General features: G+C 51.9%; 19 protein-coding genes. 12 read left to right on the forward strand and 7 right to left on the reverse strand.

Going from position 1 to position 20,575, the window contains the following annotated elements; translation table 11 throughout:
• Positions 1 to 93 precede the first annotated feature (93 nt).
• Together ACMHLI_RS09725 and yfcG are read right to left on the reverse strand one after the other, a co-directional pair.
• A complete protein-coding gene (locus ACMHLI_RS09725) occupies positions 94 to 990 on the reverse strand; it encodes a TIGR01777 family oxidoreductase (protein WP_413529283.1) in 897 nt (298 codons plus the stop codon).
• A gap of 156 nt (positions 991 to 1,146) precedes the next feature.
• Positions 1,147 to 1,791 (reverse strand): GSH-dependent disulfide bond oxidoreductase, encoded by a 645-nt coding sequence (gene yfcG, locus ACMHLI_RS09730; protein WP_413529284.1) that lies wholly within the window; start codon positions 1,789 to 1,791, stop codon positions 1,147 to 1,149.
• A 328-nt stretch (positions 1,792 to 2,119) separates the two neighbouring features.
• On the opposite strand from yfcG, the gene yfcD reads away from it, so the two are divergent.
• Positions 2,120 to 2,752 carry an NUDIX hydrolase YfcD gene (yfcD, locus tag ACMHLI_RS09735; protein ID WP_413529285.1) on the forward strand — a complete coding sequence of 211 codons (633 nt, stop codon included), beginning with the start codon at positions 2,120 to 2,122 and terminating at the stop codon, positions 2,750 to 2,752.
• Between the two features lie 54 nt (positions 2,753 to 2,806).
• Here the strand turns inward: yfcD and ACMHLI_RS09740 are convergent, their stop codons facing one another.
• On the reverse strand, positions 2,807 to 3,823 hold the full coding sequence (locus ACMHLI_RS09740) for a LacI family DNA-binding transcriptional regulator (RefSeq protein WP_413529286.1): 1,017 nt from the start codon (positions 3,821 to 3,823) through the stop codon (positions 2,807 to 2,809).
• Between the two features lie 329 nt (positions 3,824 to 4,152).
• Here ACMHLI_RS09740 and ACMHLI_RS09745 point away from each other — a divergent pair, with 329 nt between their 5' ends.
• From ACMHLI_RS09745 to ACMHLI_RS09765, 5 genes are all read left to right on the forward strand, one after another.
• A complete protein-coding gene (locus ACMHLI_RS09745; RefSeq protein WP_112166883.1) occupies positions 4,153 to 4,596 on the forward strand; it encodes a PTS sugar transporter subunit IIA in 444 nt (147 codons plus the stop codon).
• Between the two features lie 119 nt (positions 4,597 to 4,715).
• Entirely contained in the window at positions 4,716 to 4,997 is a 282-nt protein-coding gene (locus ACMHLI_RS09750) for a PTS sugar transporter subunit IIB (RefSeq protein WP_413529287.1), read from the forward strand.
• Positions 4,998 to 5,043: 46 nt separating this feature from the next.
• Positions 5,044 to 6,420 carry a PTS ascorbate transporter subunit IIC gene (locus ACMHLI_RS09755; protein WP_413529288.1) on the forward strand — a complete coding sequence of 459 codons (1,377 nt, stop codon included), beginning with the start codon at positions 5,044 to 5,046 and terminating at the stop codon, positions 6,418 to 6,420.
• 105 nt (positions 6,421 to 6,525) lie between these two features.
• Positions 6,526 to 7,359 carry a transketolase gene (locus ACMHLI_RS09760; protein WP_413529289.1) on the forward strand — a complete coding sequence of 278 codons (834 nt, stop codon included), beginning with the start codon at positions 6,526 to 6,528 and terminating at the stop codon, positions 7,357 to 7,359.
• Positions 7,352 to 8,305, forward strand: a complete 954-nt coding sequence (locus ACMHLI_RS09765; RefSeq protein ID WP_413529290.1) for a transketolase family protein — start codon at positions 7,352 to 7,354, stop codon at positions 8,303 to 8,305. The genes ACMHLI_RS09760 and ACMHLI_RS09765 overlap by 8 nt, the downstream gene beginning before the upstream one ends.
• A gap of 97 nt (positions 8,306 to 8,402) precedes the next feature.
• Here ACMHLI_RS09765 and pta read toward each other — a convergent pair whose 3' ends face one another.
• Both pta and ackA read right to left on the reverse strand, forming a co-directional pair.
• A complete protein-coding gene (gene pta, locus ACMHLI_RS09770; protein ID WP_413529530.1) occupies positions 8,403 to 10,541 on the reverse strand; it encodes a phosphate acetyltransferase in 2,139 nt (712 codons plus the stop codon).
• A gap of 183 nt (positions 10,542 to 10,724) precedes the next feature.
• Positions 10,725 to 11,927, reverse strand: a complete 1,203-nt coding sequence (gene ackA, locus ACMHLI_RS09775; protein WP_413529291.1) for an acetate kinase — start codon at positions 11,925 to 11,927, stop codon at positions 10,725 to 10,727.
• Between the two features lie 106 nt (positions 11,928 to 12,033).
• Here ackA and ACMHLI_RS09780 point away from each other — a divergent pair, with 106 nt between their 5' ends.
• From ACMHLI_RS09780 to ACMHLI_RS09800, 5 genes are all read left to right on the forward strand, one after another.
• Positions 12,034 to 12,219, forward strand: a complete 186-nt coding sequence (locus ACMHLI_RS09780; protein WP_413529292.1) for a hypothetical protein — start codon at positions 12,034 to 12,036, stop codon at positions 12,217 to 12,219.
• Positions 12,220 to 12,390: 171 nt separating this feature from the next.
• A complete protein-coding gene (yfbV, locus tag ACMHLI_RS09785; RefSeq protein ID WP_112166900.1) occupies positions 12,391 to 12,846 on the forward strand; it encodes a terminus macrodomain insulation protein YfbV in 456 nt (151 codons plus the stop codon).
• 199 nt (positions 12,847 to 13,045) lie between these two features.
• Entirely contained in the window at positions 13,046 to 13,540 is a 495-nt protein-coding gene (locus ACMHLI_RS09790) for a YfbU family protein (protein ID WP_112166902.1), read from the forward strand.
• A gap of 27 nt (positions 13,541 to 13,567) precedes the next feature.
• Positions 13,568 to 14,221: a sugar phosphatase gene (locus ACMHLI_RS09795; RefSeq protein ID WP_413529293.1), complete on the forward strand. Its 654-nt coding sequence runs from the start codon at positions 13,568 to 13,570 to the stop codon at positions 14,219 to 14,221.
• A gap of 118 nt (positions 14,222 to 14,339) precedes the next feature.
• Complete coding sequence (locus ACMHLI_RS09800; protein ID WP_413529294.1) at positions 14,340 to 16,172, forward strand: SLC13 family permease; 1,833 nt, start codon at positions 14,340 to 14,342, stop codon at positions 16,170 to 16,172.
• A gap of 45 nt (positions 16,173 to 16,217) precedes the next feature.
• Here the strand turns inward: ACMHLI_RS09800 and yfbR are convergent, their stop codons facing one another.
• Positions 16,218 to 16,817, reverse strand: a complete 600-nt coding sequence (gene yfbR, locus ACMHLI_RS09805) for a 5'-deoxynucleotidase (protein ID WP_413529295.1) — start codon at positions 16,815 to 16,817, stop codon at positions 16,218 to 16,220.
• Between the two features lie 111 nt (positions 16,818 to 16,928).
• Positions 16,929 to 18,143 carry a pyridoxal phosphate-dependent aminotransferase gene (locus tag ACMHLI_RS09810; protein WP_112167387.1) on the reverse strand — a complete coding sequence of 405 codons (1,215 nt, stop codon included), beginning with the start codon at positions 18,141 to 18,143 and terminating at the stop codon, positions 16,929 to 16,931.
• A gap of 991 nt (positions 18,144 to 19,134) precedes the next feature.
• Between ACMHLI_RS09810 and lrhA the strand changes: the two genes are divergently transcribed.
• The gene (gene lrhA, locus ACMHLI_RS09815) at positions 19,135 to 20,079 is read left to right on the forward strand and encodes a transcriptional regulator LrhA (RefSeq protein WP_112166911.1); all 945 of its coding nucleotides are present in this window, start codon (positions 19,135 to 19,137) and stop codon (positions 20,077 to 20,079) included.
• The last annotated feature ends 496 nt before the right edge of the window (positions 20,080 to 20,575 follow it).

A 20,575-nucleotide genomic window follows, 5' to 3' on the forward strand; every position in this document is an offset into this window, starting at 1 on the left:
CAGCTTTTTTGATTTGATCTTAATCCCCCACTCCAGCTCTCCCCTTCGCAGGGGAGGGTGCCGATCGATCCGTTTTGAAAAAGCGCCAGTTCATCACCCCAGTAAATCCTCCAGCGCCCCCTTCAGTTCCTGATGCTGATACATAAACCCGGCTGCTTCCAGCCGTTTCGGGACTGCCCGCTGGCCGCCCAGTACCAGTACTGATGATTCTCCCATCAGCAACCGTACTACGCCCGCAGGAGCCCGCATAAACGCCGGGCGGTGCAGGACTTCACCGAGCAGGGCGCTGAACTGTTCATTACGCGCCGGATATGGCGAGACCATGTTGAACGGACCCGTGAGGGTTTCATGCATCAGCAGGAAAATGATGCCGCTGACCATGTCGTCGATATGGATCCACGGCATGTATTGCTGACCATCACCGATCGGTCCGCCAAGACCGGCGCGGAAAGGCAGAACGATTTTCGCCAGCGCCCCGCCTTTGGCCGCCAGTACGATGCCCGTTCGCAGCAGACACACGCGGGTGCGCGGGCTTTCTGCCGTCAGCGCCAGCGCTTCCCAGCGGGCGCAAAGCTGCCAGGTAAACTGCTTATTAGGGGGTTCATCTTCCGGGACTAACGCCTGCCCCTGATCGCCGTAATAACCCACTGCCGAACCTGAAATAAAGACTGATGGTGGTGTCTGACTGGCGTTGATGAGCTGGGCCAGTTTTTCGGTTAACTGCCAGCGGCTTTCGCAAAGTTTGGCTTTGTATTCTTTCGTCCAGCGCTTATCGGCAATCGGCTCGCCTGCGAGATTGATCACCGCATCGAAACCGTCCAGCGACGTTTTGCCGTCCAGCGTTTCCCAGAGCTGAACCTGTGAACCCAGTATTTTTGCAGCGCGTTCGGGAGCACGGGTGAGGGCGGTAATCTGATGAGATTGCTCAACAAGTCTCTCCGTGAGCCTGCGACCAATGAGCCCGGTAGCGCCCGTTATCAGGATTTTCATATCAGGTTCCTTAACTGTCTGAATACGCGAATGAACTGTCTGTAATCATAGTTGAGTCGCCGCGTTTAACGCGCGATATGGAGCACAATTAGTGGAAATTATTTAAAGCGGGATTTTTAAAAGGAGAACCCCCGGCAGACACCGGGGACAGAGCGGTTATCGATTATTGATGCGGGTGGTATCGGCCAGTGCGTAGGCTTTTTGCGTCGCCGGTCGGGCTTTGACGCGCTCGAACCAGTTGCGAACCGCCGGATATTCCGCCAGATCAATGCGCTGTCGCTCATGCGCCACAATCCACGGGTAGGTCGCAATATCTGCAATACTATAAGTGTCTCCGGCGATATAGGCGTTTTTGGTCAGTTGGGTATTGAGCACGCCATACAGACGTTTGGTTTCCTGCTGAAAACGCTCGATGGCGTAGGGGACTGGCTGCGGGGCGTAATGGGTGAAGTGATGATTCTGTCCGAGCATCGGACCCAGTCCGGCCACCTGCCATGTTAACCACTCCAGCGTGGTTGTGCGTTCGCGCAGTTCTTTACTGAGGAATTTGCCCGTTTTTTCCGCCAGATACTGCAAGATTGCACCAGATTCAAATACGCCTATGGGTGCGCCGTTGTCTACCGGCAGGCTGTCGACAATGGCCGGGATTTTATTGTTAGGCGAGATGGCGAGAAACTCGGGTTTAAACTGGTCGCCTGCGCTGATATCAATTCGGTGAAGGCGGTAGGGCAATCCGGCTTCTTCCAAAAAGAGGGTAATTTTGTGGCCGTTCGGGGTGGGTGCGTAATAAAGATCAATCATATTGCCTCCTGCGTTATGTTAATCACTCTGTGGGAGCTGCGGGACGAGATACGCCAATGTGGAATCGTCAATCACACGTTTTTAAAGTGATTGAGTAGGGTATCATAACGCTGATGAATACCGGCCTGCGTCAGACCTTTGTCGGAGTTGTCTTATGGCGAAGTTTGTGGGGTGACATAACGTTTACCTGTCACCAACGCATCCATTGCTATTGAAGCCATGTGGCAGACCCAGATAGAATCTCCGGACATTGTCGACGTGCTGCACCAATTACTGCGCACAGACCCATTGCGCACAGACCAGCGCTTAAAACAGAAGGTTTCAGCGGATGTCAGAACAAGAGCAAAACATCAGTACGGAAGAATGGGTTGATATCGTCAACGAAGACAACGAGGTCATTGCCCAGGCCAGCCGACAACAAATGCGTGCTCAGGTCCTGCGTCACCGTGCCAGCTACATTGTGGTTCATGACGGAATGGGCAATATTTTGGTTCAGCGCCGTACAGAAACCAAAGACTTCTATCCTGGCTGGCTTGATGCAACGGCGGGTGGGGTGGTGCAAAGCGGCGAAAACATTCTTGATTCAGCTCGCCGTGAAGCGGAAGAAGAGTTAGGAATTGCCGGTGTGCCTTTTGCCGAACACGGCCAGTTCTACTTCGAGGAAGAGAACAAATGCCGCGTGTGGGGCGCGCTGTTCAGCTGTGTATCGCACGGCCCGTTCGCGCTTCAGGAAGAAGAGATTGATTCGGTGCGCTGGATGACGCCGGAAGAAATCACCGCGCGCTGCGACGAATTCACGCCGGATTCTCTGAAAGCGCTCTCGCTGTGGATGACTCGCAATAATGAGAAAGAACACGGCAAGCCGTTAACCCGCGAAACGGCTGCACCGGTTGCTGAAACGCAAGACGCTGAAACAGCCGATGTGGATGATGTGGGAAAAAATCAGAGTCCTTCTGTCTGATAATCTGATAAAAGCGGGCGATATCACGTCGTCCGCTGCTTTTAAGCCCGCGCCTTAACAGCTGTCCCGCTTACACAATGACGAGGCGATCGTCACCTCTTCCCACTCTTCATCATGAATTCTTGCCAGCAATGCCTGCGCCGCGCGCGTGCCAATTTCTTTATGAGGAATAGCAATGGTGGTCAGCGGTGGCTGACAGACTTTGCTCACGTCGGCATTGCCAAAACCGACGACCGCCAGACTGTCCGGCACCTTGATACGCCTGCGCTGGCATTCATACAGCGCACCGCATGCCAGATCGTCGGAAACGCACACCAGCGCGTCGATCTCAGGCCACGCCAACAGAAACTCCGGCAACTGCTGAGCACCGGTAGAGAAGCTCGCGGGCTCGGCGGCGTTGATCACCCGATGCGGGGACATATGCGCTTTCAGCATCGCTTTGCGCCATCCCTGCAAATGTTGCTGGAAAATCCACTGCTCCTGATTGGCGCACAGCATGCCGATGTTCTGGTATCCCTTTGCGACCACGGTCTGCGTGAGCTGAAACATCGCTTCGACATAATCAATGCCGATGTTCATATCAATGGGAGAATCGGTCAGAGCACCGATTTCCAGAACCGGAATCGTCAGATTGTCCAGCCACTGCCGCACGTTAGCGGAGTGCTCGACGGAGAGCAAAATCGCCGCAGCCAAATTGTATGACAGCAGCGTTTCCAGCAGCTTTTCTTCGCGCTCAATACGGTGCTGGGATTCAGCCAGCATTATCTGATAACCGGCGGGTTGCAGCACTTTTTGCAGGCCAGCGAACATCTCGGCACAGCCCGGTTCTGAGAGGCTCGGTACGATCATTGCGATGGTATAAGAAGAGGCGGAGGCCAGTGAACTGGCTGCCTGGTTGGGCAAATAACCCAACTGGCTGACAGCTTCTTCGATCTTTTCACGCAGCTTATCGGAGACTTGTTCAGGCGTGCGCAATGCGCGGGAGACGGTCATGCTACCCACGCCCGCCAGCTGCGCCACATCAGCCAGCGTTACCCTCCCGGTACTGCGTCTTTTCTTGTTAATGGACATTCACAATCCTGACTCCTATACCCGCAGGTATAGCGAAAAAAGCAAGCCGCAGCAGGGTGATACCCGAAGGTTCTGCGGCAGAATTGGGTAAATTATCGGTGATTTCCCGACAAAGTATACCGTTATTTGTGCGAACTGCGGTCAGGCGATACCGGAAGGTGACTATTTTTGATAGCGCTATCACAGTTCCCAATGATAGAAGTTTGGTAGCGCTATCTTTGTGAGATGTATCACAGATGTTAACGCTACCGGTGAGTAGAGTCAGGGCGTTGGTGTGGTCTCGGAGAATTCGGCACGCCAGCTCTTAAAAATAAACCGGAGCCCTACCTATGCTGAATGATTGGCTGACGTCTGACAGGATTCAGATCAGAACAGATATCACGGACTGGCGGCAGGCAGTGGAAGTCAGCGCTGAACCACTGTTGAAAGATGGCACTATCACGCCTGACTACCTGACGGCGATTTTTGCCCAGAGGGAAAAGTTGGGCCCGTACTTCGTTCTGGCTCCGGGGATTGCGATGCCACATGCCCGGCCGGAAGAGGGCGCGAAAGGATTAGGACTGTCGCTGCTCACGTTGCCACACGGCGTGAAATTTAATTCCGAAGATAATGACCCGGTGTATACGGTGGTGATGTTATCGGCACCAGATAAACACAGTCATATCGAGTTAATTTCTGAACTGGCGGAGTTATTCTCCAGCGATGAAGAGATGCAGAAAATACATCAGGCAGCAGATATTAAAACCATTCAGGATGTCATCGCGAAATTCTGACCCTGAGCTCATCATTAATGGAATGACGTTAATTCATCACGGAAGTAGTGACCAGTAATGACATCAGAAAAAATTCTGATGCGTGAACCTACAAACTTTTAAAAACACAGGTGAATAAAATGAAAATCATGGCAATTTGCGGTTCCGGTTTAGGCAGCAGCTTTATGGTCGAAATGAACATTAAAAAAGTGCTGAAAAAATTAAATATTCAGGCTGACGTTGAGCACTCTGATTTGTCCTCGGCCATTCCCGGCGAGGCCGATCTGTTCGTTATGGCGAAGGACATTGCCGCCAGCGCTAACATCCCGGAAAGTCAGCTGGTTGTCATTACCAATATTGTGGATATTAACGAGCTGGAAGCTAAATTAGTGGCACATTTTGAAAAGCATCCGGTGTCCTGACGGTCACTAAACCCTACATATAAAACTAATAAAGTATGAGGTGGATATGTTTATCCAGGAAACGCTCAAGTTTGTGGTTGATATATTAAAAGTTCCGGCTGTTCTGGTAGGGCTCATCGCATTAATCGGCCTGGTCGCACAAAAGAAAAACTTTTCTGATGTGGTAAAAGGTACGGTAAAAACAATTCTGGGTTTTCTTGTTTTAGCAGGCGGTGCGACGGTATTAGTCGGCTCTTTAAATCCGTTAGGCGGAATGTTCGAGCACGCCTTTAATATTCAGGGCATTATTCCGAATAACGAAGCGATTGTTTCTATCGCGATGGAAAAATTCGGTGCACCCACCGCATTAATTATGGCCTTCGGTATGGTCGCGAACCTTATCGTGGCACGTTTCACCCGCCTCAAATACGTTTTCCTGACAGGGCACCACACGTTCTACATGGCCTGTATGATCAGCGTCATTCTGACGGTGGCCGGTTTTGAGGGCGTGGCGCTGGTCTTCACCGGTTCCCTGACACTCGGCCTTATCATGGCGTTCTTCCCGGCACTGGCGCAGCGTTATATGCGTAAAATTACCGGCAATGATGACATCGCTTTCGGCCATTTCGGCACCATCGGCTATGTGCTTTCCGGCTGGATAGGCAGTAAGGTCGGTAAAGGGTCACGCTCTACCGAAGAGATGAACCTGCCGAAAAACCTCAGCTTCCTGCGCGACAGCTCGATCTCCATCTCACTCACCATGATCATCATTTATCTGATCATGGCGGTGTTTGCCGGGCAGATTTTCGTCGAATCCACCTACAGCGCAGGCCAGAACTATCTGGTGTACTCCATCATAATGGCAATTACGTTTGCGGCCGGTGTATTTATCATCCTGCAAGGTGTGCGCCTGATTTTGGCTGAAATCGTTCCTGCATTCGTCGGCTTCTCCGAGCGACTGGTGCCGAATGCGCGTCCTGCACTGGACTGCCCTGTGGTGTATCCGTATGCGCCGAACGCAGTGCTGATCGGCTTCCTGTTTAGCTTCCTCGGCGGTCTGGTCGGGCTGTTCCTGCTGGGGCAGATGCACATGGTGCTGATCCTGCCGGGCGTGGTACCGCACTTCTTCACCGGCGCAACGGCGGGTGTGTTCGGTAATGCCACCGGCGGACGTCGCGGCGCGATGTTCGGTGCTTTTGCAAACGGTGTGCTGATCACCTTCCTGCCGGTTCTGTTGCTGCCGGTGCTCGGTGCCCTGGGCTTTGCCAACGCCACGTTCTCTGACGCGGACTTCGGTGTCATCGGTATCCTGCTGGGCAATCTGGCTCGCTTCATGTCGAAAGAAGCCATTATGGCGCTGATTGTCGGGATCTTTGCCGTTCTCGTCGCTTACAACTATCTCGGTAAAAAACCTGCTGCGGCGAAAGCAGTCAGCGAAGAGTAATTCATTCACTCATTACGTCTCTTATCACCATCCGGGAAACACCATTCAGACCTGTCAGCAATGACAGGTCTGGATAAGTGCTCACTAAAATAAGGACCCAACAAGATGAAAGATGTCCACGAGGTTCGTGATCTGGCCCGTCATATCCGCATCGAGACGCTGAAAATGCTGACCGGTCTGGGGTTCGGGCATTATGGCGGCAGTATGTCAGTGGTGGAAACGCTGGCGGTGTTATACGGTGATGTCATGCGCATTGACCCGAAAAAACCTGACTGGCAGGAGCGCGATTATTTTGTGCTCTCCAAAGGCCATGCCGGTCCGGCGCTGTATGCCACGCTGGCGCTGAAAGGGTATTTTCCGGTCAGCGAACTGAAAACGCTGAACGAAAATGGCACCAAATTGCCAAGCCATCCCGATCGCCTTCGCACCATTGGCGTCGATGCCACCACCGGTTCGCTCGGGCAGGGCGTGTCTATCGCCGCCGGTATGGCGCTCTCACATAAGCTGGCAGGTCGTACTAACCGCGTGTTCTGCATTCTCGGCGACGGCGAACTGAACGAGGGCCAGTGCTGGGAAGCCTTCCAGTTTATCGCGCACCACAATCTGCATAACCTCACGCTGTTTATCGATTACAACAAGCAGCAGCTCGACGGCACGCTGGATGAAGTGATCAGGCCTTTCGACCTGGCCGGTAAATTCAGCGCCTTTGGGTTTGATGTGCAAACCATCAAAGGCGACGATGTGGTCGCAATCAGCGATGCGGTCACCCCGGTACGTCAGGGCGAGCAGCGCCCGCTGTTAGTGATCCTCGACAGTATTAAAGGGCAGGGCGTGACCTATCTCGAGCAACTGGCGAATTCCCACCATTTGCGCTTAACGCCGGATGTGAAACTGGAAATCGAAAACGCGATCGCTGAGCTGGAGGCCGCCCATGTTTGAAGTCTCTCTGGAATTACAAAAAGACGCCGTGGAAATGCGTAAAGTCTACGCTAACACCGTGCGTGAAAAGATTGTTGAGAACACGCCGATCATCGCGCTGGAAGCGGATCTGATGAGCTCAATGGCGATGGATGGCGTGCATAAAGACTATCCTTCCCATGTCATTAACTGCGGCATCATGGAAGCCAATGTGATCGGCGTGGCAGCCGGGTTATCGCTCACCGGCCGCGTGCCTTTTGTGCATACCTTTACCGCTTTTGCCAGCCGCCGCTGCTTTGATCAGTTGTTTATGTCGCTGGATTACCAAAAGAATAACGTCAAAATTATTGCATCCGACGCTGGCGTCAGCGCCTGTCACAACGGCGGTACGCATATGTCTTTCGAGGATATGGGCATCGTGCGCGGGCTGGCGAACTCGGTAGTGATGGAAGTGACCGATGCGGTGATGTTCCGCGATATTCTGTTGCAGCTAATGGATCTGAAAGGATTCTACTGGGTGCGGACAATACGTAAACAGGCGACGCAGGTTTATCAGGAAGGTTCGACTTTCACCATCGGCAAAGCGAATGTGCTGCGTGACGGTAACGACGTGACGCTGATTGCCAACGGCATCATGGTGGCTGAAGCGCTGAAAGCGGCAGAAATGCTGGAGCGCGAGGGTGTAAGTGCGGCGGTGATCGACATGTTTACGCTTAAACCGATCGATAAAGATATCATCATTAAATACGCCGCCAAAACGGGCAAAATCGTCACCTGCGAAAACCACAGTATTCATAACGGGCTTGGTTCGGCAGTGGCGGAAGTGCTGGTAGAAAACCATCCGGTGCCGATGCGTCGCGTGGGCGTGAAAGAGCGTTATGGTCAGGTCGGCACGCAGGAATTTTTACAGCAGGAATACGGGCTGACCGCCGAACACATTCTCGAGTCGGCAAAACAGTTGCTGTGAACGAGAAGTGTGGAAAGCAGAAAATAAAAACGCCGACGTGATGTCGGCGTTTTGCTGTCTTGCATACTGCTATTCGGTCGTAAAATAATTCAGGGAATTATTTTGCTGCCTCTTCTGCCTGAGCAGACTGAATCGCAGTCAGTGCCACGGTGTAAACGATATCGTCTACCAGTGCGCCACGGGACAGGTCGTTAACCGGTTTGCGCATACCTTGCAGCATCGGCCCGATAGAGACCAGATCCGCAGAACGCTGTACCGCTTTGTAGGTGGTGTTACCGGTGTTCAGATCCGGGAAGATGAACACAGTCGCCTGACCTGCCACCGGTGAGTTCGGTGCTTTGGACAGAGCAACGTCAGCCATGATCGCGGCATCGTATTGCAGAGGACCATCGATGATCAGGTCAGGACGTTTTTCCTGCGCCAGACGGGTCGCTTCACGCACTTTTTCAACGTCGCTGCCCGCGCCTGAATTACCGGTGGAGTAGGAAATCATCGCCACGCGCGGTTCGATACCGAATGCTGCAGCGGAATCCGCAGACTGGATCGCGATTTCAGACAGCTGTTCAGCCGTTGGATCCGGATTGATCGCGCAGTCGCCGTAAACCAGAACCTGGTCAGGCAGCAGCATGAAGAATACTGAAGACACCAGGGAGCTGCCCGGTGCGGTTTTGATCAGCTGCAACGGTGGGCGGATGGTGTTAGCGGTGGTGTGAACAGCACCGGAAACCAGACCGTCAACCTTGCCTTGTTCCAGCATCAGAGTACCGAGAACCACGTTATCTTCCAGCTGTTCGCGCGCAACCACTTCGGTCATGCCTTTGCTTTTACGCAGCTCAACCAGACGTGCCACATACTCTTCTCGCACGGCAACCGGGTCGATGATTTCGATGCCTGCGCCCAGAGTCACGCCCTGAGCCGCTGCAACGCGTTTGATCTCATCCGGATTACCCAGCAATACGCATTCTGCGATACCACGTTCAGCGCAAAGTGCTGCCGCTTTCACGGTACGCGGCTCGTCGCCTTCCGGCAGGACGATACGTTTACCGGCTTTACGCGCCAGTTCAGTCAGCTGATAACGGAACGCTGGCGGAGACAGACGACGTGAACGCTCGGAGTGCGCGCTAAGGGAGTCGATCCAGTCTGCGTTGATGTGAGAAGCCACGTACTGTTGCAGTTTCTCAACGCGCTGATGGTCGTCCGCAGGGACTTCCAGATTGAAGCTTTGCAGGCTCAGGGAGGTCTGCCAGGTGTTGGTATCTACCATAAATACTGGCAGGCCAGTCTGGAAAGCACGTTCGCAGAGGCTGTTAATACGTTCGTCGATTTCGTAGCCACCGGTCAGCAGGATAGCGCCGATTTCTACGCCATTCATTGCCGCCAGACAGGCTGAAACCAGTACATCAGGACGGTCAGCGGAGGTCACAAGCAGTGAACCTGGACGGAAGTGTTCCAGCATGTGCGGAATGCTACGCGCGCAGAAGGTCACGGATTTCACGCGGCGGGTTTGCACGTCGCCTTCGTTGATGATGCGGGCATTCAGGTGCTTCGCCATGTCGATTGCGCGGGTGGCAATCAGCTCGAAGCTCCATGGAATGCAGCCCAGCACTGGCAGCGGGCTGTTAGCGAACAGCTGAGTCGGGTCGATATTCGCCACGCTGGCTTTGTTGGAATCATCGAAGATTTCAGAAAGGTCCGGACGTGTGCGGCCCTGATCGTCAACCGGTGCGTTCAGTTTGTTGATGATAACGCCGGTGATATTGGTGTTTTTGCTGCCGCCGAAGCTGGAACGGGCCAGTTCGATACGTTCTTTCAGCTGCGCCGGAGAATCGTTGCCCAGCGCCAGAACGAAGACGATTTCTGCGTTCAGGGTTTTAGCAATTTCGTAGTTCAGCGCGTTAGCAAACTGGTGTTTACGCGTTGGAACCAGACCTTCCACCAGCACCACTTCTGCGTCTTTGGTGTTTTCGTGATAACGCGCGATGATTTCTTCCATCAGCACGTCTTGCTGGTTTGAACTCAACAGCGCTTCAACGTGGCTCATTTTCAGCGGTTCAGCTGCGGTCACGGAAGAGTTGGCGCGAATGATGGTAGTGGTTTGATCTGGTGCATCGCCGCCGGCACGTGGCTGTGCGATCGGTTTGAAGATGCTCAGGCTGACGCCTTTTTGTTCCATTGCACGGATCACGCCGAGGCTGACGCTGGTCAGACCAACGCTGGTGCCTGTGGGGATCAACATAATTGTACGGGACACGGCTAAACCTCTTTAACGGTTGCCAGGCAGAGACGGTCGCAGGTTTGTGCAGAGGAGATAATGATCAGCATGAGCGCGATGATTATCCTGCGCGGTGCGTCCAAACGGGCGGCGTTTGCCTTGAGTTAAAAAATCACTGCCAGCGATCGCTGGCAGTGTTGAATCGAATTATGCAGTCAAACGCGCGGCGTCTTGCGCAATCACCAGCTCTTCATTGGTTGGGATAACCAGAGCCGTGCGGGTGCCTTCTTTGTTGATGGCACCGGATTTGCCGAAGCGTGCTGCAAGGTTGCGTTCGTGGTCAACTTCAAAGCCTAACAGACCCAGTTTGGCCAGAGACAGTTCGCGCACCATGGCTGCGTTTTCGCCGATACCACCGGTGAAGACTACTGCGTCCAGACGACCTTCCATCAGGGAAGTATAGCTACCGATGTATTTCGCCAGACGGTGGCAGAATACGTCCATTGCACGTTTGGCATCAGGTTTGGTGGTGTAGTTGTCTTCAACGTAACGACAGTCGCTGGTGACTTCGGTCAGGCCCAGCAGACCAGATTCTTTGGTCAGCATTTTGTTGATTTGATCAACGCTCATGCCCAGAGAGTCATGCAGGTGGAAAATGATCGCCGGGTCGATGTCACCGCTACGGGTACCCATCACCAGACCTTCCAGCGGGGTCAGACCCATGGAAGTATCGACGCATTTACCGTTACGGATTGCACTAACGGAACCGCCGTTACCCAGGTGGCAAGTGATCAGGTTCACTTCTTCCACTGGTTTGTTCAGCATTTTCGCGGCTTCCTGCGTCACATAGAAGTGGCTGGTGCCGTGGGCGCCATAACGACGGACGTGGTGATCGCGGTACAGGCTGTACGGGAGAGCGTACAGGTAAGATTCTTCTGGCATGGTCTGATGGAAAGCGGTGTCGAAAACGGCAACGTTTTTGTCAGCCAGTTTAGGGAAAGATTTCAGCGCTTCGTCGATACCAATCAGGTGAGCCGGGTTGTGCAGCGGTGCAAACGGGATAGATTCTTTGATGCCTTCGATAACCGCATCGTTGATCAGCATGGACTTGGTCAGCTTTTCGCCGCCATGAACGATACGGTGGCCGATCGCAACCAGCTCTGCGGACAGCTCAGGTTTTTTGCTCAGGATGTTGTTAACGATGAATTTCAGCGCTTCGCTGTGTGCGGCACCGGCACCCAACGCGGCTTCTTCTTTGCCACCGTCCATTTTCCACTTAATGCGCGCTTCCGGCAGGTGGAAACATTCGGCTAAACCTGAAATGTGCTCTTCGCCGTTCACAGCATCAATGATTGCGAACTTAAGGGAAGAACTACCACAGTTAAGAACCAGTACAAGCTTACTCGACATGGAAGTACCTATTTATTGTTGGTGCTGTTTAAGGAAAAAAACAATACACGTGGTTAATAAATCGTCAGTCTGACATCAAGCGTAGCGCATAATGGCGGTGACAATTATGATTAACATCATGCCAGAGAGCCAAAACAGGCATGATAATGAAAAAGCTAAAGAATCGCAGGACGCTGGTTTTATCTGTGCGCGTAAATTGCCGAAAAGAACAGGCGGAGTGCACAAAATGTCTCTGTTTTACGTCTTTAGAATGTTATCTGTTAGTGAAAACCCTAACAAAAAATACAATTAGTAATTACAAAACACCTCAGCCCGAGGCACTATGCTTAATGATGAGGGTGTAAATGCTGCGACAGGATACCGGCACGTTTCAGCAAAAACAAAATATATTTTATCGTGGTAAACTCCAGTTTGTGTTTTACAAATATTTTTTAATTATTACACGTGAAGTTGAGGTGCAATTATGACGAGTAAGCCAACAGGCTCTGTAAGCTGGTTCCAGGTGTTCCAGCGTGGGCAGCATTATATGAAAACATGGCCGTCTGATAAGCGCCTGGCTCCGGTGTTTCCGGAAAACCGGATCTCCACAGCGACCCGTTTTGCAGTGCGCTTTATGCCACCGGTCGCGATCTTCACGCTGACCTGGCAGATAGCACTCGGCGGCCAGCTCGGCCCTGCCGTCGCCACGGCGATATTTGCCTGTAGTTTGCCGATGCAAGGACTGTGGTGGCTCGGCCGCCGTTCACTGACGCCGTTGCCGCCAACATTGCTGAGCTGGTTCCACGATGTTCGCAACAAACTCGCCGAAGCCGGTCAGGCCCTCGCACCAGTTGAAGGCACGCCGACCTATCAGGCCCTCGCTGACGTTCTCAAACGTGCCTTCAAACAGCTCGATAAAACCTTCCTCGACGATCTGTAAGCCCGTTTTTACTCGCTTACGGCGTCAGTTTCATGATTGTTAAGCTTCACTGCATTGCATATTGACCGGAGGGAAGTCTCCTCCGGTGATTATTTCACATGAGATCCAGACCCAAATCAAAGAATGGTGTGCTTGCGATTTCGCAGAAGTTTGCGCTGTGCCATGCTTTGCTCATTATGCAGACATGAGGATTTTCACGATGGAAATGACTAACGCACAACGCCTGATCTTGTCGAATCAATACAAAATGATGACCATGTTGGATCCCGATAACGCAGAACGCTATCGCCGTTTGCAAACGGTGATCGAGCGCGGTTTCGGCTTGCAAATGCGTGAGCTTGACAGGGACTTCGGTGAACTGCCGGAAGAAACCTGCCGCACAGTGATTAACATTATGGAAATGCACCATGCAATGCAGGTGTCGTGGACCAATCTGAAAGACACACAAGGTCTGGATCGCCGCCGTATCGATTTTCTCGGCTTCGACGCAGCAACGGAATCCCGCTTTTTAAGCTACGTCCGCTTTATGGTGAACACCGAAGGACGTTACACTGACTTCGACGCTGGCACGCACGGGTTTAACTCGCAGACCAAAATGTGGGATAAATACCAGCGTATGTTGGCGGTCTGGCAATCGTGCCCGCGTCAGTATCATCTGAGCGCCGTCGAGATAGCGCAAATTATTAATGCCTGATTTGAATTAACTAAAGAGGAATTGCCTGTGGAGTGTAAAGGTTTCTTGTTCGACCTTGATGGAACGTTAGTGGATTCATTACCGGCAGTTGAGCGTGCATGGGTTAACTGGGCGCTCAGCTGGGGAGTCAGCCCGCAGGACGTTCTGGCCTTTATTCACGGCAAACAGGCGATCACCTCTTTACGTCACTTCATGGCTGGTGAAAGTGAGGAGAAGATTCAGCAAGAGTTTCTGAAGCTGGAAAAAATCGAAGCCACCGACACCGAAGGCGTCTGCGCGCTGCCGGGCGCACATTTATTGTTAAGCGAACTCAATCGCCAGAATATTCCGTGGGCGATTGTGACATCAGGCTCAATGCCGGTTGCCAGTGCACGCCATGCCGCGGCGCACTTGCCCGCGCCGGAAGTGTTCATTACCGCCGAGCAGGTTAAACACGGCAAACCTCAGCCAGACGCCTATTTACTTGGCGCAGAACGTTTAGGTTTGGCACCGCAAGATTGCGTCGTGGTGGAAGATGCCGCGGCGGGCGTCATGGCCGGTCTGGCGGCAGGCTGCAAAGTGATTGCGGTAAATGCACCCGACGATACGCCGGGGATCGAGAATGTCGATTTCGAACTGACCACCCTGGAAGCTCTTCTGGTGAACACTACAGAGCAGGGCGTCACAGTTAGCCTGCGTTAATTCATATTGTTGATTAAAAGTACACATTCATTGACCTGAACCTCGCTCCGGCGAGGTTTTTTTATGCCATGCTAAAACCCATTTTCAGTTTTCCATCTCAACGCAAAAGGAGTTTGTTTTGACCGGTGAATTAATCTGGGTTGTAGTACTGCTGCTGATTGCGATGGTGCTGTTCGCGCGCAATACGCTGCGTATGGACATCGTCGCTTTGCTGGTCATTATTGCCTTTGTGCTGAGCGGTACGCTGACTCTTAACGAAGCGCTGGCCGGATTTAGCGATCCGAACGTGATTTTGATCGCTGCTTTGTTTGTCGTCGGTCACGGGCTGGTGCGAACTGGCGTGGCGTATCAGGTGGGTGACTGGCTGATGAGGGTCGCCGGTCACAGCGAAATCCGGATGCTGATTTTGCTGATGCTGACTGTCGCCGGACTGGGAGCATTTATGAGTTCCACCGGCGTGGTAGCAATATTTATTCCGGTGGTGATCAGTGTTTCTGCCCGCATGAAAACCTCACCGGCGCGGCTGATGATGCCGCTGAGTTTTGCCGGGCTCATCAGCGGCATGATGACGCTGGTCGCCACGCCGCCAAATATGGTGGTGAACAGCGAGCTGTTGCGGGAAGGATTTGACGGTTTTGGCTTCTTTGGCGTCACGCCGGTGGGGCTTGTGGTGCTTATCATGGGTATCGGATACATGCTGATCGCCCGTCGCTGGTTGTCTGCTGAAGAGGCCTCGCAGGATAAACAGCGCTGGAAGCGCCGTACTTTTCGCGATCTGATCCGCGATTATCAGCTCAACGGACGCGCGCGCAGGATGACCATCCGTCCCGGCTCACCGCTGGTGGGGCGCACGCTGGACGATGTACATCTGCGTTCGCGCTATGGCGCCAACGTGGTGGGGATCGAGCGCTGGCGCAAGTTCCGCCGTGTGATGGTCAGCGCTACCGGTAACACTCAATTGTGCGCCCGCGACGTGCTCCTGCTTGATATGACTGACCCTGAAATTTCCGTCAGACAAATGTGCACCGACGAAATGCTGGAACCCCTGGTGCTGCGCGGCGAATATTTCTCCGAGCAGTCCCGCGACGTCGGGATGGCGGAAGTGTCGCTGATTCCTGATTCTGAGTTGTTGGGCAAAACATTGCGCGATGTGGCGTTTCGCTCCACGTACGGCCTTAACGTGGTGGGCATCCGCCGTCAGGGCGAAGCGCTGCCGGGCAAGCTGGTCGATGAGGAATTGCAGTTCGGCGACATGTTACTGGTCATTGGCGACTGGAAACTGATCCGCCAGCTTCAGCAGCAGATGCATGATTTCATTGTGCTTAGCCTGCCTGCTGAAGTGGATGATGTTGCCCCCGCTCTCAGCCAGGCACCTCACGCGCTATTCTGTCTGGCCCTGATGGTCGCCCTGATGTTAACCGACGACGTGCCAAATGCCATTGCGGCGATCATCGCCTGTCTGCTGATGGGCAAATTTCGCTGTATCACAATGGAAGGTGCGTATCGGGCCATTCACTGGCCGAGTCTGCTGCTGATCGTCGGGATGATGCCGTTTGCACTGGCGCTGCAAAAAACCGGCGGTGTGGCGCTGATTGTCGAAGGTCTGATGCAGGTAAGCGGCGGTTATGGACCGTACATGATGCTGCTGAGTCTGTTTATCCTTTGCGCCACCATCGGGCTGTTTATTTCCAATACAGCGACGGCGGTACTGATGGCACCGATCGCTATCGCGGCGGCGCATCAGATGGGCGTATCGCCATACCCGTTCACGATGATTATCGCTATTGCGGCCTCGGCGGCATTTATGACGCCGGTGTCATCCCCGGTGAATACACTGGTGATGACACCGGGGAATTACCGTTTTGGCGATTTCCTGCGGATCGGGGTGCCTTTCACGCTGCTGGTGATGGCCGTCAGCGTGTTTCTGGTACCGGTGCTCTATCCGTTCTGATTAAAGGCCGTGTTGAAAGTCAATTGCACGGGCTGTCAAGGACGGTCAAAGCGATTCGTCGAGGCTTATTTCATCCAGCGAAAGGCTGAAGCTCGGTACGAAGATTTCCATGAAGTAGTCCATCTCCGGGCTTTTACGATCGGCCAACGTTTTTTCCAGACGCGCCTTGGCCAGCGTGAATTCGTTGTTACCCGCTGACAACTCTTCCAGACATTTCAGATAGGCGCACAGGGCATCCGCCTGTTTCACAGTCAGCTTTTCGTCATCGCTGTAATAATGCTCGTCGATCAGCGGACGGAAATCTTCCTGCAATTCTTGCGGCAGCATTTCAATCAGCTTTTGCTGAGCAATCTTTTCTATCTTTTTGTATTCATGCGCGATTTGCGGATTGTAATACTTGATAGGTGTCGGCATGTCGCCGGTCAGCACTTCACTGGCATCGTGATACATAGCGAGCAGGGCGACGCGTTCGACGTTCAGATTGCCATCAAATTTGCGGTTTTTAATCACGGCCAGTGCGTGAGCCACGAAGGCGACCTGCAAGCTATGCTCGGAGACGTTTTCGGTGCGTACATTACGCATCAGCGGCCAGCGGCTAATCAGTTTCAGGCGGGAAAGGTGGGCGAAGAAATGGCTCTGATTCATAGCACTCTCATTAATAACGGCAAATGAGTGTCCATTGTGAGGAGTGTGACGGCAATCGGCAAGTGCTGTCAGAAAGATAAAGCAGGGCGCAGAATTCTGCGCCCGAGGGGATTACTGGCGGTAGGTTTCGAGGAACCGGCCAAGTTTATTAATTGCCATTTCCAGCTCATCGACGCGCGGCAGCGTTACGATCCGGACGTGGTCCGGATACGGCCAGTTGAACGCCGAGCCCTGAACCAGCAGGACTTTTTGCTGCAATAGCAAATCCAGCACCAGCTTTTGATCGTCATGAATGTTAAAACGTTTGGCGTCGATACGAGGGAACATATACAGCGCGCCTTTCGGTTTCACGCAAGAGACGCCGGGGATTTGGTTGATCAGTTCCCACGCGCGGTCACGCTGTTCCACCAGACGACCGCCTGGCTGAATGAATTCATTAATGCTCTGATAACCGCCCAGCGCTGTCTGAATCGCGTGCTGCATCGGCACGTTGGCGCAAAGGCGCATGGAGGCCAGCATTTCCAGCCCTTCAATGTAGCCCTTGGCATGTTTCTTCGGCCCGTTCAGGACCATCCAGCCCTGACGGAAACCGGCGACGCGGTAGGTTTTCGACAGCCCGTTAAACGTGACGGTCAGTAAATCCGGTGCCAGTGATGCAATAGAAATGTGCTGGGCTTCGTCGTACAGGATCTTGTCGTAGATTTCGTCGGCGAAAATGATCAGGTTGTGTTCGCGGGCGATATCCACGATTTGCATCAGCAGTTCTCTGCTGTATACCGCACCGGTCGGGTTATTCGGGTTGATTATCACAATACCGCGGGTGCGCGGAGTGATTTTGTCGCGAATATCGGCGATGTCAGGGAACCAGTCTGCGCCTTCATCACACAAATAGTGCACCGCATTACCGCCGGAGAGAGAAACCGCCGCAGTCCATAACGGATAATCGGGAGCAGGTACCAGCATTTCGTCGCCGGTATTAAGCAGCGCCTGCATCGACTGAACGATCAGTTCCGAAACGCCATTACCGATGTAAATATCTTCCACCGTCATGTCACGCATGTCGCGCGCCTGATAGTGCTGCATGATGGCTTTACGAGCGGAGAACAGGCCTTTGGAGTCACAGTACCCTTGCGCGGTCGGCAGGTTGCGGATGACGTCTACCAGAATTTCATCAGGTGCATCAAAACCAAACGGCGCGGGATTGCCGATGTTCAGTTTGAGGACTTTGTTACCTTCTTCTTCAAGACGTTTTGCTTCTTTGAGTACCGGGCCGCGAATGTCATAGCAGACGTTGTCCAGTTTGCGGGATTTTTCAATCGGGGACATGTAAATGTGAGCCTTTTGCAGTAAAGCCTGTTCTTCCCTGGCGCACAGCGCCGTAGAACAGTGCGAAGCGGCCAATTTACTCTCCAGACTCGGGCATGAGAAGGGCTGGGTACCGTTTTGGTGTAAAACAGTAGTAAAAGCGTGGGTGTTGGGGCTTTATGTCTAGCCCGGGGTTGTGAATTGGTGTTTTAATTCGATAGTTGCAAGTTTTTTGGTTTTAAATTCTATCAATGCCTGATTTTTAATCTAAAAATTCCCTATTTTAACTGTCTGACAGGTGTATATCTGACACGAGCCTGTAGATAAATCGAATAGTACATCACCAAAACTTACCAAACCTCGATAAATTCTGAAAAAAAAACGCCCTGATTTCGAGATTCAGGCACAAGTCAAGAAGACGGATTTGTTTTATTTATCTAATGATTATTAATAACCGCTGGATGAATGATCAGAGGGTAAGCCTTTCAGTGTTTGTATTTGGTTAGGCTTTATAAATGTGTTCTTTACGTATATTCAACGAATTGGCTATAAAGAATTTTGGCGAAATGTAGAAAAATCTTAATGTTGGTTAAACTGATTTCATACAAATGATAATGGATATCCTCGTGAGTTAATGAATTTGTTGAACTATATTTTAATGTCTTCAGAGTTAATAATTAACTTTGCTTATGATTTTGAGTGGGTGGATGTCGCTCAATCGCAGGCGGCAGCAGGGAAATTGTATGAAAAGATGTCGGTTAAATAGTCAAAGTGGTCTATTCTTTTTTTATTAAGCTTATCTAATCATTTACCCTTTGTGTGGAATTTCTGCGTCTGCATTTAAGGGGTTGAAAACCGCTTTGATGAATACTTTCACGCACAAATCTTTCTCGATCTCGCTTATCAAATGAGTGAGTGTCTGTCATATCTGGTATTCTGCTTATCGCGGGTACTTTGACGCATCAATCATCTGGGTAGCTTGTTATTAGATTCTATATAGCGAAGAAAAACTATGACAAATGCAAATCGTCCAATCCTCAATCTCGACCTTGACCTGTTGAGGACATTTGTAGCTGTAGCGGATTTAAATACGTTCGCTGCAGCAGCAGCTGCCGTGTGTCGTACTCAGTCTGCGGTCAGTCAACAAATGCAACGTCTTGAACAACTCGTTGGAAAAGAACTGTTTGCCAGACATGGACGCAATAAATTATTAACTGAACACGGCATTCAGTTATTAGGGTATGCACGGAAAATTCTTCGTTTTAACGATGAAGCCTGCACCTCTTTGATGTACAGCAATGTCCAGGGCGGGATAACCATCGGTGCTTCCGATGATACTGCTGACACTATTTTGCCTTTCCTGCTCAGCCGCGTGACGTCTGTGTACCCAAAATTGTCTATCGACGTTCGGGTGAAACGTAGTCCGTTTATGTTATCCATGCTGGAAAGTGAAGAAATCGATCTGGCCATCACCACGATGACGGGCACCGACCATCCGCATATCGTACTGAGAACGTCACCGACGCTGTGGTACTGCTCGGCTGACTTTGCCTATCCTTCCGGCGATAGCGTGCCGCTGGTGGTGCTTGATGAGCCTAGTCCTTACCGTCAGATGGCAACGGAGTATCTTAATCAGGCGGGTATCCCTTGGCGTATTGCCTATGTGGCATCTACCTTATCAGCGATTCGAGCCGCCGTGCGTGCCGGGCTTGGCGTAACCGCAAGACCTATAGAAATGATGAGCCCTGAATTGCGTGTGTTGGGTGAGCAGGACGGCTTACCGCGTCTGCCGGATACGCAATACGTGTTGTATAAAAATGCCCGTTGCACTAATGAACTGGCCATGGCCATTTTCAATGCGGTTGAGCAGGGGAATGATCCCTATTCTCTGAGCGCTTACGGCCCTCGTCCTGTTGTAGATGACGATCAGGAACTGGTGGCGGATTCCAAAAGTTAATAAATTTGGCCTGTTTTACTTTCCGCCCATTGTCGTAAAGGGCGGAGGTAAAGGCATCTACTCCTTTTGGATAGTAAAACCTCTCCTTTTAGGAGTTCTGTTTACTATTTTATCTCAAAGTGCGTTTTTTACCTGTTACGCCACTTCATCCCACGTCGTGACTGTTTTTCTCATCAATGAGCACCTCACTAAATCACGTAAATATCGACGTTTTTTCACGTTAAGAAAAACGCGTGATTTTTGCCGTAATTCGCTTGCCGTTTTCTGTAATTCAACAAAACTTGTTAAAAGTATGGCTTTTTTGCTGTCGAAATTGACAGAACTCTGACCTGGATCAAAAAAATAACCCTAATAAGAGAGTGGAAGCGCTGTCTATTCCTGCGACAATAGGAAAGTGAGAAAGATGTCATAACTCCCGTCACAGGCTCATGCTTTATCACGGTATTTAACTGACACGATTTAGCTTAAGTGTCGTCGCATGATATGTTAATTAAAT

The organism is Rahnella inusitata (assembly GCF_965118895.1).
GTDB classification, from domain to species: domain Bacteria; phylum Pseudomonadota; class Gammaproteobacteria; order Enterobacterales; family Enterobacteriaceae; genus Rahnella; species Rahnella inusitata_A.

Coding starts and splice junctions, on each gene's coding strand:
- ACMHLI_RS09765 (WP_413529290.1), top strand. CDS start 7,352: ATGTTTGAAGTCTCTCTGGAATTACAAAAAGACGCCGTGGAAATGCGT.
- ACMHLI_RS09745 (WP_112166883.1), top strand. CDS start 4,153: ATGCTGAATGATTGGCTGACGTCTGACAGGATTCAGATCAGAACAGAT.
- ACMHLI_RS09760 (WP_413529289.1), top strand. CDS start 6,526: ATGAAAGATGTCCACGAGGTTCGTGATCTGGCCCGTCATATCCGCATC.
- ACMHLI_RS09740 (WP_413529286.1), bottom strand. CDS start 3,823: ATGTCCATTAACAAGAAAAGACGCAGTACCGGGAGGGTAACGCTGGCT.
- yfbR (WP_413529295.1), bottom strand. CDS start 16,817: ATGAATCAGAGCCATTTCTTCGCCCACCTTTCCCGCCTGAAACTGATT.
- pta (WP_413529530.1), bottom strand. CDS start 10,541: ATGTTGATCCCCACAGGCACCAGCGTTGGTCTGACCAGCGTCAGCCTC.
- ACMHLI_RS09790 (WP_112166902.1), top strand. CDS start 13,046: ATGGAAATGACTAACGCACAACGCCTGATCTTGTCGAATCAATACAAA.
- ACMHLI_RS09750 (WP_413529287.1), top strand. CDS start 4,716: ATGAAAATCATGGCAATTTGCGGTTCCGGTTTAGGCAGCAGCTTTATG.
- ACMHLI_RS09725 (WP_413529283.1), bottom strand. CDS start 990: ATGAAAATCCTGATAACGGGCGCTACCGGGCTCATTGGTCGCAGGCTC.
- yfcD (WP_413529285.1), top strand. CDS start 2,120: ATGTCAGAACAAGAGCAAAACATCAGTACGGAAGAATGGGTTGATATC.
- ackA (WP_413529291.1), bottom strand. CDS start 11,927: ATGTCGAGTAAGCTTGTACTGGTTCTTAACTGTGGTAGTTCTTCCCTT.
- ACMHLI_RS09755 (WP_413529288.1), top strand. CDS start 5,044: ATGTTTATCCAGGAAACGCTCAAGTTTGTGGTTGATATATTAAAAGTT.
- ACMHLI_RS09810 (WP_112167387.1), bottom strand. CDS start 18,143: ATGTCCCCGATTGAAAAATCCCGCAAACTGGACAACGTCTGCTATGAC.
- ACMHLI_RS09780 (WP_413529292.1), top strand. CDS start 12,034: ATGATTAACATCATGCCAGAGAGCCAAAACAGGCATGATAATGAAAAA.
- yfbV (WP_112166900.1), top strand. CDS start 12,391: ATGACGAGTAAGCCAACAGGCTCTGTAAGCTGGTTCCAGGTGTTCCAG.
- lrhA (WP_112166911.1), top strand. CDS start 19,135: ATGACAAATGCAAATCGTCCAATCCTCAATCTCGACCTTGACCTGTTG.
- yfcG (WP_413529284.1), bottom strand. CDS start 1,791: ATGATTGATCTTTATTACGCACCCACCCCGAACGGCCACAAAATTACC.